12 protein-coding genes and 1 pseudogene are annotated in these 13,078 nt (G+C 58.0%); 11 read left to right on the top strand and 2 right to left on the bottom strand.

The annotated features are described in order from the left end of the window. Positions 1 to 23: 23 nt before the first annotated feature. From LSG25_RS09055 to LSG25_RS09035, 5 genes are all read left to right on the top strand, one after another. Positions 24 to 2,894: a 2-oxoglutarate dehydrogenase E1 component gene (locus LSG25_RS09055; RefSeq protein ID WP_232744327.1), complete on the top strand. Its 2,871-nt coding sequence runs from the start codon at positions 24 to 26 to the stop codon at positions 2,892 to 2,894. Between the two features lie 30 nt (positions 2,895 to 2,924). Continuing rightward, positions 2,925 to 4,130: a 2-oxoglutarate dehydrogenase complex dihydrolipoyllysine-residue succinyltransferase gene (gene odhB / locus LSG25_RS09050; protein WP_232744326.1), complete on the top strand. Its 1,206-nt coding sequence runs from the start codon at positions 2,925 to 2,927 to the stop codon at positions 4,128 to 4,130. 179 nt (positions 4,131 to 4,309) lie between these two features. Continuing rightward, on the top strand, positions 4,310 to 5,737 hold the full coding sequence (lpdA, locus tag LSG25_RS09045) for a dihydrolipoyl dehydrogenase (protein ID WP_232744325.1): 1,428 nt from the start codon (positions 4,310 to 4,312) through the stop codon (positions 5,735 to 5,737). Between the two features lie 89 nt (positions 5,738 to 5,826). Next, entirely contained in the window at positions 5,827 to 6,918 is a 1,092-nt protein-coding gene (gene zapE / locus LSG25_RS09040) for a cell division protein ZapE (RefSeq protein WP_232744324.1), read from the top strand. A 70-nt stretch (positions 6,919 to 6,988) separates the two neighbouring features. Continuing rightward, entirely contained in the window at positions 6,989 to 8,323 is a 1,335-nt protein-coding gene (locus tag LSG25_RS09035) for a tryptophan--tRNA ligase (protein WP_232744323.1), read from the top strand. Between the two features lie 37 nt (positions 8,324 to 8,360). Here the strand turns inward: LSG25_RS09035 and LSG25_RS09030 are convergent, their stop codons facing one another. Then, the gene (locus tag LSG25_RS09030) at positions 8,361 to 9,386 is read right to left on the bottom strand and encodes a LacI family DNA-binding transcriptional regulator (RefSeq protein ID WP_232744322.1); all 1,026 of its coding nucleotides are present in this window, start codon (positions 9,384 to 9,386) and stop codon (positions 8,361 to 8,363) included. A gap of 151 nt (positions 9,387 to 9,537) precedes the next feature. Here LSG25_RS09030 and LSG25_RS09025 point away from each other — a divergent pair, with 151 nt between their 5' ends. From LSG25_RS09025 to LSG25_RS09000, 6 genes and pseudogenes are all read left to right on the top strand, one after another. Further along, positions 9,538 to 10,329, top strand: coding sequence for a ribonuclease activity regulator RraA (locus tag LSG25_RS09025; protein WP_232744321.1), 792 nt, complete (start codon positions 9,538 to 9,540; stop codon positions 10,327 to 10,329). Further along, positions 10,322 to 10,774: a nuclear transport factor 2 family protein gene (locus LSG25_RS09020; protein WP_232744320.1), complete on the top strand. Its 453-nt coding sequence runs from the start codon at positions 10,322 to 10,324 to the stop codon at positions 10,772 to 10,774. The genes LSG25_RS09025 and LSG25_RS09020 overlap by 8 nt, the downstream gene beginning before the upstream one ends. A gap of 13 nt (positions 10,775 to 10,787) precedes the next feature. Further along, entirely contained in the window at positions 10,788 to 11,849 is a 1,062-nt protein-coding gene (locus LSG25_RS09015; RefSeq protein ID WP_232744319.1) for a mannonate dehydratase, read from the top strand. Further along, positions 11,846 to 11,986, top strand: a complete 141-nt coding sequence (locus tag LSG25_RS09010) for a hypothetical protein (RefSeq protein ID WP_232744782.1) — start codon at positions 11,846 to 11,848, stop codon at positions 11,984 to 11,986. The genes LSG25_RS09015 and LSG25_RS09010 overlap by 4 nt, the downstream gene beginning before the upstream one ends. Continuing rightward, positions 11,931 to 12,077, top strand: a pseudogene (locus LSG25_RS09005) (dihydroxy-acid dehydratase); the annotation flags it as partial. The gene LSG25_RS09010 and the pseudogene LSG25_RS09005, both read left to right, overlap by 56 nt. Continuing rightward, on the top strand, positions 12,055 to 12,210 hold the full coding sequence (locus LSG25_RS09000; RefSeq protein WP_232744781.1) for a hypothetical protein: 156 nt from the start codon (positions 12,055 to 12,057) through the stop codon (positions 12,208 to 12,210). The pseudogene LSG25_RS09005 and the gene LSG25_RS09000, both read left to right, overlap by 23 nt. Positions 12,211 to 12,217: 7 nt before the next feature. Here the strand turns inward: LSG25_RS09000 and LSG25_RS08995 are convergent, their stop codons facing one another. After that, on the bottom strand, positions 12,218 to 13,078 hold the full coding sequence (locus LSG25_RS08995; RefSeq protein WP_232744318.1) for an ABC transporter permease: 861 nt from the start codon (positions 13,076 to 13,078) through the stop codon (positions 12,218 to 12,220).

Here is a 13,078-nt window from a genome sequence, read left to right as displayed (position 1 = left end):
ACTCGGATAGGTGAAGCGCATTTATGTCATCGGAAATAGAACTTCAATCCAATTCATACCTTTTCGGCAGTAACGCCCCATATGTAGAGGAACTCTACGAGTCCTACCTGGATAATCCGGGTTCGGTCAGTGATCAATGGCGCGATTACTTCGATCAATTGCAGCATTTGCCTGCTACGGATGGCAATGAGATCACGCGCGATCAGGCGCATGCGCCCATTGTGGAGTCTTTTGCGCAGCGTGCCAGGGCCAATGCCTTTGTAGCGCGCGCCCAAGAGCCGGATCTGTCGGTCGCCAACAAGCAGGTGTATGTGCAATCGCTGATTGCCGCGTATCGCTCGCTGGGTTCCCGGTTCGCCGAGCTCGATCCGCTCAAGCGCCACGATCGTCCTGTCATTCCCGAGCTCGATCCCAGTTTTTATGGCTTGGCCGAGTCCGATCTCGATCAGGTGTACGCGGCAACCAATACCTATTTCACCAAAGCCGATACCATGACCATGCGCGACATGCTCAAGGCATTGCGCGATACCTACTGCCGCAGCGTGGGCGCCGAGTTCATGCATATCTCCGACCCGGCTGCCAAGCGCTGGATCCAGGAGCGTCTGGAGTCCACCGGTGGCGTGCCGCCTTATTCATCGGAGCGCAAGCGTCATATATTGCAGCAGTTGACCGAAGCCGAGGGCCTGGAGCGCTTCTTGCACACCAAATATGTGGGGCAGAAGCGCTTTTCTCTCGAGGGCGGCGAAAGCTTTATCGCCTCCATGGATGAAGTCGTCAACCACGGGGGCGAAAACGGCGTCCAGGAGATCGTGGTCGGCATGGCCCACCGCGGCCGTCTCAATATGCTGGTCAACATCATGGGCAAGATGCCCGGCGACCTGTTCGCCGAGTTCGAAGGCAAGCACGCCGAGGGCCTCTCCGATGGCGATGTCAAATACCATAATGGTTTTTCCAGCGATCTTTCCACGCGCAGCGGCCCTCTGCATCTGTCGCTGGCGTTCAACCCCTCGCATCTCGAAATCGTCAATCCGGTGGTTGAAGGCAGCGTACGCGCGCGCCAGGATCGCCGCGGCGATCATCAGGGCAACGAAGTACTGCCGGTTCTGGTCCACGGCGACGCCGCGTTTGCAGGGCAGGGCGTGGTCATGGAAACCCTCAACCTGGCACAGACTCGTGGTTACGGCACCGGCGGCACCCTGCATATCGTGATCAACAACCAGATCGGCTTCACGACATCCGATCCACGCGACACGCGTTCCACGCTGTACTGTACCGATGTCGTCAAAATGATCGAGGCACCGGTTTTCCATGTCAACGGCGACGATCCCGAGGCTGTGGTGTATGTTACGCAACTGGCGCTCGATTATCGCCTGCAGTTCCATCACGATGTGGTGGTCGATATCGTTTGCTTCCGCAAGCTTGGCCACAACGAGCAGGACACTCCCTCGCTGACCCAGCCTCTTATGTACAAAAGCATAGGCAAGCATCCGGGCACCCGCAAATTGTATGGCGACAAGCTGGTTGCACAAGGCATCCTGGCTGAAGGCGAGCCGGATCAATTGGTCAAGGATTACCGCCAGCTCATGGAAGATGGCCAGCGCACCATCGAGCCGGTTCTGACCGATTTCAAGAACAAGTACTCGACCGACTGGTCTGCCTTTCTGGGCGCCAAATGGACCGACCAGGCCGATACAGGCGTGCCTCTGGCCGAACTGACGCGTATCGGCGAAAAGATCACAACGATACCCGACAACTTTACCGTGCACCCGCTGGTCAACAAATTGCTCAACGATCGCCGCAATATGGCGCACGGCGAGCAGAAGCTCGATTGGGGCATGGGCGAGCACCTGGCCTTTGCAACCCTGGTTTCATCCGGGTACGCCATACGCATCACTGGCCAGGATTCAGGGCGTGGCACGTTTTCTCATCGCCATGCCGTGCTGCACGACCAGAAGCGCGAGCGTTGGGACGACGGCACGTATATTCCCTTGCAGAACGTCTCCGAGAACCAGGCGCCTTTCACGGTCATCGATTCGGTGCTTTCCGAAGAAGCCGTGCTGGGTTTTGAATACGGCTATGCGTCGGCCGAGCCCAATACCCTGACAATCTGGGAAGGCCAGTTCGGCGACTTCGTCAACGGCGCGCAAGTGGTTATCGACCAGTTCATTACTTCGGGCGAGGCCAAGTGGGGCCGGCAATGCGGCTTGACCCTGATGCTGCCGCACGGCTACGAAGGGCAGGGTCCGGAGCACTCGTCGGCGCGTATCGAACGCTTCCTGCAGTTGTGTGCCGACAATAACATCCAGGTTGTGCAGCCCACCAACGGCGCGCAGATTTTCCACGTCTTGCGCCGCCAGATGATTCGGCCGTTTCGCAAGCCGTTGGTCATCTTTACGCCCAAGTCCCTGTTGCGCAACAAAGACGCCACGTCGCCGCTGTCCGACCTGGTCACCAGCCAGTTCCTGCCGGTCATTGGCGAGCAAGACGAAAGCATCCAGGCCGACGAGGTCAAACGCGTCCTGGTTTGCTCGGGCAAGGTGTACTACGACCTGGTCCATGCCCGGACCGAGGCAGGCCGTACCGATACCGCCATCCTGCGTATCGAACAGCTGTACCCTTTTGCCCACAAGGCATTTCAGGCCGAGTTGCAAAAATACTCCAAGGCCAAGGAAATCGTCTGGGTTCAGGACGAGCCACAGAACCAGGGCCCCTGGTTTTATATTCAGCACCATTTGTACGAGAATATGGCAGAAGGTCAACGACTTGGTTATGCCGGCCGCGCCGCTTCGGCCTCGCCGGCGGTGGGTTACCTGGCCAAGCACCAGGAACAGCAAAAGGCCCTGCTCGAGGCGGCCCTTGCGCCCAAGTTCAAAGGCTACATGCTGACCAAGTAACGAATATTTTTAAATAACGGACTAAAAATTATGGCTATTACTGACGTTCTCGTTCCCCAGCTTTCGGAATCGGTTTCCGAAGCGACTTTGCTCAACTGGAAAAAACAACCCGGCGAAGCCGTCACCGAAGACGAAATCCTTATCGAAGTCGAGACCGATAAAGTGGTGCTTGAGGTACCTGCCCCGTCTTCCGGCGTGCTGAGCGAAATCGTGAAAGGCGACGGCAGCACGGTTACAGCGGGCGAGGTGCTGGCTCGTATCGATACCACAGCCAAGGCGACCGCGGCGGCGCCAGTCGCAGCGGCTGCTGCTCCGGCTGCTCCAGCAGCCGCTCCCGTCGTGGCCGCGCCGGCGGCGTCTGCGATTGCCTCGCCGGCCGCGGGAAAGATCCTGGCCGATAAGGGCGTCGATCCGGCTTCGGTCGAGGGTTCAGGCCGTGGCGGCCGCATTACCAAGGGCGATGCCTTGCAAGCCAGTGCCACTCCCGCTCCCAAGGCCGCGGCGCCTGTGGCCCCGCCCACTTTGTCTCTCGATGGCCGGCCCGAGCAGCGCGTGCCCATGAGCCGCTTGCGTGCGCGTGTTGCCGAGCGTCTGCTTCAATCGCAATCCGAAAATGCGATTCTCACTACGTTCAACGAAGTGAACATGCAAGGCGTCATCGACCTGCGCAACAAATACAAGGAAAAGTTCGAGAAAGAGCACGGCGTGAAGTTGGGCTTCATGTCTTTCTTCGTCAAGGCGGCCATGGCGGCGCTCAAGAAATATCCGGTAGTCAACGCATCGGTCGATGGCAAGGACATCATTTATCACGGCTACTTTGATATCGGCATTGCCGTAGGCAGCCCGCGTGGCCTGGTCGTGCCCATTTTGCGCAATGTCGATCAAATGTCGATCGCCGACATCGAGAAGCAAATTGCCGAGTACGGCGCTCGCGCCCGCGACGGCAAGCTGGGTCTTGAAGAGCTGACCGGCGGTACATTCTCGATATCGAACGGCGGTGTGTTTGGTTCGATGTTGTCAACGCCCATTATCAATCCGCCGCAAGCGGCCATTTTGGGCATACACGCCACCAAAGACCGGGCGGTTGTCGAAAACGGTCAAATCGTGATTCGTCCCATGAATTATCTGGCCTTGTCCTATGATCACCGGATCATTGATGGCCGCGAGGCGGTTCTGGCATTGGTCGCCATCAAGGAAGCGCTCGAAGATCCGCAACGTCTGTTGCTCGATGTATAAGGCGCCGGGTTAGCAATCGCATGGTAGGGCTTCGGCGCGAAACCGCTTGCGGGAGCGCCGGGGCCTGTCGTTTGAGCATCGCATAAAACTTGTCATGGCAGTCTGTCAGGCGGGCGGTGCCCTTCTTTTGACATAGCGCGTGCAGGCTTGCGTTATCAACAATTTTATCGAGTGAAAAAATGGCTAAACAATTCGACGCTGTCGTTATTGGCGCTGGGCCCGGCGGGTATGTTGCTGCGATTCGCGCCGCTCAATTGGGCATGACCGTTGCATGCATCGACGCCTGGAGCACCGCCGACGGAAAACCGGCACCGGGCGGGACTTGCACCAATGTCGGTTGCATTCCATCCAAGGCTTTGCTGCAGTCGTCCGAGCATTACGAGCAGGCCAACCATCATTTTGCCGAGCACGGCATCGAGATCAAAGAAGTCGGGCTTAAGCTCGATACGCTGCTTGGCCGCAAGAACAATGTCGTCAAGCAAAACAACGACGGCATTATGTACTTGTTCAAAAAGAACAAGATAACGTTCTTTCACGGCACCGGTTCATTTGTGGCGCAGGTCGACGGAGGCTGGTCGATCAAGGTCTCCGGCACCTCGGATGAAGATCTGGTGGCCAGGCACGTGATCGTGGCGACGGGTTCGTCCGCGCGCGCCTTGCCCGGACTGCCTTTCGACGAAAAACAGGTCGTGTCCAACGATGGCGCGCTCAGCATTCCTTCCGTTCCCAAAAAACTCGGCGTGATTGGCGCCGGTGTGATCGGTCTTGAAATGGGCAGCGTCTGGCGCCGTCTGGGCGCCGAGGTCACCATACTCGAAGCCATGCCCGATTTTCTCGCCGCAGCCGATCAGCAGGTTGCCAAAGAAGCCCAAAAGGCATTCGCCAAGCAAGGCCTTGTCATACAAACCGGTGTCAAGATCGGTGAAGTCAAGGCTGCGGCCAAGAGCATCACTATTCCCTACACCGACGCTGCCGGCGCCGAGCATAAACTGGTGGTCGACAAGCTCATCGTTTCGATTGGCCGTGTACCCAACACTCAGGGACTGGGTGTCGAAACCGTCGGGCTCAAGCTCGATGAGCGCGGTTTTGTGCTGGTAGACGCCGACTGCAAAACCAATTTGCCCAATGTGTGGGCCGTGGGTGACGTGGTTCGTGGCCCCATGCTGGCGCACAAGGCCGAAGAGGAAGGTGTGGCCGTGGCGGAACGCATTGCCGGGCAGCACGGACATGTCAACTTCGATACCATACCCTGGGTTATTTACACTTCGCCCGAGATCGCCTGGGTGGGCAAAACCGAACAGCAGTTGAAAACGGAAGGCCGCCAATACAAGGCCGGAAGTTTCCCGTTTCTGGCTAATGGCCGCGCTCGCGCCTTGGGAGACACGACCGGATTTGCCAAGGTACTGGCCGACGCCAGCACCGATGAAGTCCTGGGTGTGCATATCGTCGGGCCAATGGCCTCCGAACTGATTGCCGAAGCTGTCACCATCATGGAGTTCCGCGGTGCGGCTGAAGATATAGCCCGAATCTGCCATGCTCATCCGACTTTGTCCGAGGCCCTCAAAGAGGCTGCGCTGGCTGTCGACAAGCGTGCGCTGAATTTTTAAGCCTGTTGCGCGCGGCGCAAGCATGCGCTTTTTAAAAGGGGCGGGCGCCTGACCGCCCCTTTTTTCGTTTCTGCGAGTCCGGTTTTTTTATGAATGTTCGCGAGTATTATCAGAAGGCGCTTGTGGAGCGCAGCTATCAACCCGACGCAGCCCAATTGGCCGCCGTCGACCGCTTGCAGCGCTACTTCGATGACTGGCTGGCTTTCAAGCAGGCTCGCTCCAACGGTCTGAAGAAGATCTTCAATCGGCCCGATGTTCCTCGCGGCATATACCTGTGGGGCGGAGTGGGTCGCGGCAAGAGCTTCCTGATGGACGCGTTCTATCTTACGGTCCCGGTCAAACGCAAGACACGCCTGCATTTTCACGAGTTCATGCGCGGGGTGCATCGCGAGCTCGGGGAGGTCAAGGGCCAGCAGGATCCTCTTGACGAAGTGGCGCGCCGCGTTGCCCGGCGCTATCGCCTGATTTGCTTCGACGAGTTCCACGTATCGGATATTGCCGATGCGATGATTCTCTATCGTCTTTTGCGCAAGCTGTTCGAACTGGGCACCTCCTTTGTCATGACTTCGAATTACGAGCCGTCGACCCTGTATCCGGATGGCTTGCAGCGCGATCGGCTTTTGCCCGCGATCAAACTGATCCAGGATCGCATGGATATACTTAATGTCGATGCGGGAGTCGATTACCGCCGTCTTGCCCTTCAACAGCTGCGTGTGTACATGACGCCCATTACCGACAATACCGACGGCGAGTTGCGAGCCGCTTTCGAGCGGCTGTCGGATACGGCGCCGCAAGATCCGGTGTTGACGATCGAAGGTCGCGAGATCAGGGCCATTGCCCTGAGCGGCAGCATTGTATGGTTTGATTTCGTCACATTATGCGGCGGCCCCCGTTCGCAAATCGATTACCTCGACATGGCCAGCCGGTTTCATACCGTGATTCTTTCGGACGTGCCCTGCATGGGGCCGCGGCACTCTTCGGAAGCACGGCGGTTTACCTGGCTGATCGACGTGTTTTATGATCACAAAATCAAGCTCATCATTTCGGCCGAGTGCAAACCCGACGAGCTATATACCCACGGTGCTTTGGCCAACGAATTTCACCGTACCGTTTCCCGTATCATGGAGATGCAGTCCCGCGAATACCTGGAGTCGGAGCGCAGGGCGGCCGTCACTCTTTGATCTCCGCAGTGTCGGCGATCAGGGCCCAGGGATTTTCTATCCATTACCACCTTCCAGCAGACCACGACTTATGAATACCCGTGTATTGACAGGCATTACGACATCCGGAACTCCGCATCTGGGCAATTACGCCGGAGCAATCCGCCCGTCGATCCGGGCCAGCGCGCAGCCCGAGGTCGATGCTTTTTATTTCATGGCCGATTATCACGCCCTGATCAAATGCGACGATCCCGAACGCATCGCCCGTTCACGCCTGGAAATTGCCGCCACCTGGATTGCGGCCGGGCTCGATACCGATAAAGTCACGTTTTATCGCCAGTCCGACATCCCTGAAATTCCCGAACTGTGCTGGATGCTGACCTGCGTGACCCCCAAAGGGCTCATGAATCGTGCACATGCCTACAAGGCCTCGGTCGATCAGAATGAGCTCAAGCAGCTTGAACCCGACGACGGGATCACGATGGGGCTGTTTTCCTATCCCATCCTCATGGCTGCCGATATTCTCATGTTCAACGCCAACAAGGTGCCTGTGGGCCGGGATCAGATCCAGCATCTGGAGATGACGCGCGATATTGCTCAGCGCTTCAACCATTTGTACGGCGGCGGCAAAGAGTATTTCGTCTTGCCGGAGGTTCAGATCGAGGAAGACGTGGCGACCCTTCCAGGGCTTGACGGGCGGAAGATGTCCAAAAGCTATGACAACACCATTCCCTTGTTCGAGGGCGGCGCCAAAGCCTTGCGTGCCGCCGTCATGCGGATTGTCACGGATTCGCGCCAGCCGGGTGAGCCCAAGGATGCCGAGGGCTCGCATCTTTATACGATATATCGCGCTTTTGCGGCGCCGGACGAGTCCGCCGATTTTCGCCGACTGCTTGAAGAAGGGCTGGGATGGGGCGACGCCAAGCAAATGCTGTGCGAACGCCTTGAGCGGGAACTCGCGCCCATGCGTTTGCGCTATATCGAATTGATGTCGCAGCCCGAACGCATTGAATCGATATTGCAGGAAGGGGCCGCCAAGGCACGCAAATTGTCGGCGCCGCTGATGGCCGAGTTGCGTGAAGCCGTGGGGCTGCGCCAGGCCGCAAAAACCGTTGCAAAAGGCAAGGCAAAAGAAAAGTCGGGCGGTAAGAAAGCCCGGTTTGTCAGCTTCCGCGATGAGGCGGGTGATTTTCGCTTTCGTTTGCTGGCAGCCGATGGCCAGGAGCTTTTGTTGTCCGAGCCTTTTGCCAACCCCCGCCAATCGGGGCAGGCGATTCAGGCCTTGCGGTCCGGAATCCTGGACGAGCTATTCACCGAGCACGAAGGAGTTGTCAGCCTGCGCATCGAGAATGCCGTGGTTGGCCGCCTTGTCGCAAGCCAATTGCCGCAACTGCGCGAAGCGCTGCGCGAACTGGATGCGGAATAAGAGGTGGTGCAGGGGCGGGGTCCTGCGTCTTCGTTTCCTAGGCGCTTTCACGCCCGATTACATCAAAGCCCAGGTCCTGGGCCATCGAGGCAATTGGACGGCCTTGCAGACGGTCGAGCAGCAATCGGGCGGTGGATTCTCCCATTGCCTTGCGGTGCACGCGTATGGTGGTGAGCCGCGGATGGCAGGCGCTGGCGATAGGCAGATCGGCAAAGCCCATGATCGCGATATCGCCGGGAACTTTCCAGTTCTGGCGCGCGCACTCGTAGATGGCGCTGGCCGCCAGCATGTCGTTGCTGCAAAAAACAGCGTCGAGGCCGGGGGCCTGTTTCTTTAATTCAAGCAGGCTGGCGACACCGTTTTCGATGGGCGAGGGTGATGCCGTTTCTATGGCGTGAACCGATACATTGGCATGCTGCCCTGCTTCCTGGCGCAGTCCCTGCAAGCGTTGCTGCGATCGATGTTCGTAGCCGCCCAGATAACCGAGCTGCCTGTAGCCCCTGGCTATCAGGAAACGGGCCGCGGCGCGGCCTGCGTCGAAATTCGAAAACCCCACCAGCATATCGATGGGATGGGGGCCGTGCTCCCACATTTCGACCACAGGGATGCCTGAAGCCTTGAGCCGTTCCACCAGCGTTTTTTCGTGATGTATGCCGGTCAGCACGATGCCGTCGACCCGGCGCCCCAGGAATGCCTCGACGATTTTGGTTTCATTGGCCTCTCGATAAAAGGTTTGACCCAGCAGCAATTGGTAGCCGTGCTGGTCGAGCGTATTGGCCAGGGCCTCGATGGTTTCCGAAAAAAAAGAATTCGATATGGTGGGGACGACGGCGGCGATGATGCGGGTTTTCGCCGAGGCCAGGCTGCCGGCCGTCAAATTGGGCACATAGCCCAGTTTCTGTATGGCTGCCTGTACTTTTTCCAGTGTCCTGGGAGCAAGCTGCGACGGATGGTTGATGGCGCGGGAGACAGTAACCAGCGCGACCTGGGCCTCGAGGGCCACGTCTTCCATGCGGTTGGTGGATGCCGCGCCGGCTCTGGGTTTGGGGGGAGTGTTGCGCACAGTGTTTTTCGCAGAAAGTAGGGTGTGGAATATTGACATGGTAGCCGCAAACATGATTTAATGAAAGCGCTTCCATATCTATGGATTTTTAAATCTTTGAATATGAAAGCGCTTTCATTTTTAATTAGATGGCAATTTCCAGGAGAGAGAGTTGGGCGCACCACATGGCAGGAAACCGGTACCTGTATCGTCGCAGGTCATAGAGCGGCTCAAGAACATCAGCAGCGGTACGCTGACAACCCAATTGTTCAAGCATGGCCTGAAGCAATGCTTTCTGGTGGGGCTGAAACCGCTCAATCCGAATTGTGCGAAATTCGCCGGCGAGGCGTATACCATGCGTTTCATTCCCACCCGTGAAGATATCGACACCTACGCGACCCTCACTCCTTTTTCGAATCCGGATAATCTGCAATGGGATGCGGTCGATCAAATCGGCCCCGGCCAGGTGCTGGTCATCGACAGCCGCAATGACACGCGTGCGGCGTCGGCCGGCAATATGCTGCTGACGCACATGATGATCAAGGGCGTGGCGGGCGTAGTCACTGATGGGTCTTTGCGCGACGGTCAGGAAATTTCCCGAATGGCGATTCCGGCCTATGCCCGCGAGGTCACGGCGTCGACTCGTTTGTCATACCATCATGCGGCCGATTTGCAGGTTCCCATTAGTTGCGCCGAGGTGGCCGTATATCCTGGCGATATCATTGTGGGCGATGGCGACGGGATTACCGTGATTCCCCGTCATCTGGCCGCGCAACTGGCCGACGACGGCGAAAAGCAGGATGCTTTCGAGGCCTACCTGGCGATGCGGATGGCGGCGGGCGAAAAACTATATGGCCTGTACCCACCCAACGATCAAACGCGGGCCGACTATCAGGCATGGATCAAGCAGGGTTCCGACCCCGCCAGGGCGGTTGATATCCGCGCGGAGAAAATCAGTGGCTAAGCTCACTCCTCAATTCATGGAAGCGGCCATACGCCGCTATTTCGATGCCTGCAATGCGGCCGACTACCAGGCACTGATCGCTTGTTTTACTCCGGATGCCGTGCATTATTTCCCGCCCGGCTTGCCTGAAATTCCCTGGCGCGGAGCCGACGTCATTGCCCGCAAGTGGGTATGGTGCGTTGAAAACCTGGGGTCTCGCTGGACCATAGAAAAAGTATTGTGCTCGTCCACAGAGCCCGAAGCGGCGATCGAATGGACACACTGGAAAACGGCCAGGCACACAGCCCTGCGGGGCGATGAATGGTATGTCTTCGATGAAGCCAGCGGACTGATCAAGGAAATCCGCGCGTACTATGCTTCGGCGGCCGATCCCGGCGCGCCGATCTGCGAATTGGTGGATTTCGATTATGGCGGACGCGGCTATCACCTGAAGCCCAAGGCATAAGAAAGTAGACACTATGTATATTTCAGAACAGTTGATCAACCCCGATGCCAATCGCCTGCGTCTTTCCGCCCAGTTGGGCGTGGAAAGAGTGGTTATCGACAATCGCGGCACCGAGCTGCTGGCATCGGACGATGGCCGATGGAATAAAGACAAGCTGACGGCCTATCGCCAATGGATCGAAAGTTTCGGTTTGAAGATCGATGTCTTCGCCCTGGATGTGGGGTCGATACTGCTGACGTCTCTGGTGGACAGGGAGGCCGCTCAACGGCACCTGGAGGTGTTGCAGGACAATATCCGTATCGCGGCGGCGGCGGGGATCTCCTGTCTCAAGTACAACGTGCAGATGGTCGGCATTACCCGCACGGCCTTGCGCGAAGGGCGTGGCGGATGCCGTTATTCCAGTTTCAGCCTGAGCGAGTACTCGCCGGATGCGGACCGTCAGTTTTCGTACTGGGGAGTAGGCTATCCCTCGAACCAGGAAGAGGGAGGCGCGGATTCCAGTCTCTTGTGCGGGCAGCAAATGGCGCGCCAGGTTCCCGAAGTGAGCCAAGCCGATGGCTGGAAAGCCATCGAATTCCTGGTATCCGGGCTGGTTCCGGTGGCGCAGGAAGTGGGCGTCAAACTGGCCTGTCATCCGCATGACCCGGCCTATCCCGTCGGCGGGCTGAATGGCGTCGAGCACGTCATGGGTTCGCTCGACGGCATTGCGCGTTTTCTGGCGCTAAGCTCCAGCCCGGTTCACGGTTTGAATTTTTGCCAGGGTACGGTGGCCGAGATGTCGGCCGACCCGCATGCCGCCGTCATGGAAGCCATAGAGCGATTCGGCAAACGCATATTCATGGTTCATTTCCGCAATATCAAGGGGGGCTACCTTGATTTTTCCGAAGTGTTCCCTGACGAGGGCGATGTCGACATGTACCAGGCATTGTTGAACTACCGGCGCGTCGGGTATCAGGGGCCGCTGTGCCCGGATCATGTACCGGTGTCCGACCAGGATCCCAATCGCGAGCGTTTCATGTCTTTTGCGCTGGGCTACACTAAGGCCTTGCTGCAGGCGAGCGCGCACCAGCCATGAAAAATACCCCGCTCAGAAGCGCCCGCTGGCTGGCCGCCGAAGGCATGCGCACCTTTGGCCACCGGTCGCGCCTGGCGCAAATTCAAATATTGGACGGAATTGCGGGCTGGCAACATCACTGCACAACAGTGGGGTGAAATAGAGCAGGGCATTTCGCGTTCGCCGGGTCATTGCATGACGATGGGCACGGCCTCGGCCATGACCAGTGCCGCCGAAGTCCTGGGCCTGGGCTCCGCCCGCGCCGAAGTATGCGCGTGGCTATGGAGCCTTGTTTGCCCAGCAAGTCAGCCAGGCCAATCTGGGGTGTGATTTTGAACTGCTGGCCCGGGCAGGCGATATTCCGGACCCCGATATCTATTGACGCTTTATCAGTGCCCTGGAGTGCCGCCGCTGGCGACGGTCTTGGCCTGGGCGCGTCCGCGCAACCACTCCAGGGTGAGCAGCAGGGCGGTCGAGAAGATGATCAGTATGGTGGCCACGGCGGCGATGATGGGGCTGATGTTTTCGCGTATGCCGGTGAACATCTGGCGCGGCAGGGTAGCTTGCTCGGGCCCTGCCAGAAAAAGGGTTACCACGATTTCATCGAAGGACGTGGCAAATGCAAACAGGGCGCCGGCGATCACGCCAGGCGCAATAATGGGCAGTGTGATTTTGAAAAACGTGCGCAGCGGATTGGCGCCCAGGCTGTAGCTGGCTCGTATCAGATTATCGTTGAAGCCTTGCAGGGTGGCCGTGACGGTGGTGAGAACAAAAGGAGCACCGAGCGCCGCATGCGCCAGAATCAGCCCGCTGTAGTTGTTGACAAGCCCGTAAGGTGCAAAAAACAGATAGATCCCGACGCCCACCACCACTAGCGGAACGATCATGGGTGAAATCAGGACTGCCATGAGCAATCCCTTGCCGTGAAATTCGATACGGTGCAGGCCGGCGGCGGCCAGCGTGCCCAGCACGGTGGCGATCAGCGTGGCCGATGGCGCGACGATAAAACTGTTTTTGGCGGCGCGGATCCAGTCGTCCGAATGAAACAGTGCGCTATACCATTTGAACGAGAACGACTGGATGGGGTAGAGCAGCAATGTGCTGTCGCTGAAAGACAGCGGAATCATCACCAGTATGGGCAGCAGCAGGAAAACCAGGATCAGCAGGCAAATCAGGCGATGGCCGTAGTGCCACGCACGCTCCACCCTGGATGTGTAGGGCGGGAATTTGAGAGAGCGGATTTTTTCCAT

This window comes from Paralcaligenes sp. KSB-10 (assembly GCF_021266465.1).
Lineage (GTDB): Bacteria > Pseudomonadota > Gammaproteobacteria > Burkholderiales > Burkholderiaceae_B.
The sequence above is the reverse complement of the archived record's forward strand: the minus strand, read 5'-3'. Positions and strand labels throughout refer to the sequence as shown.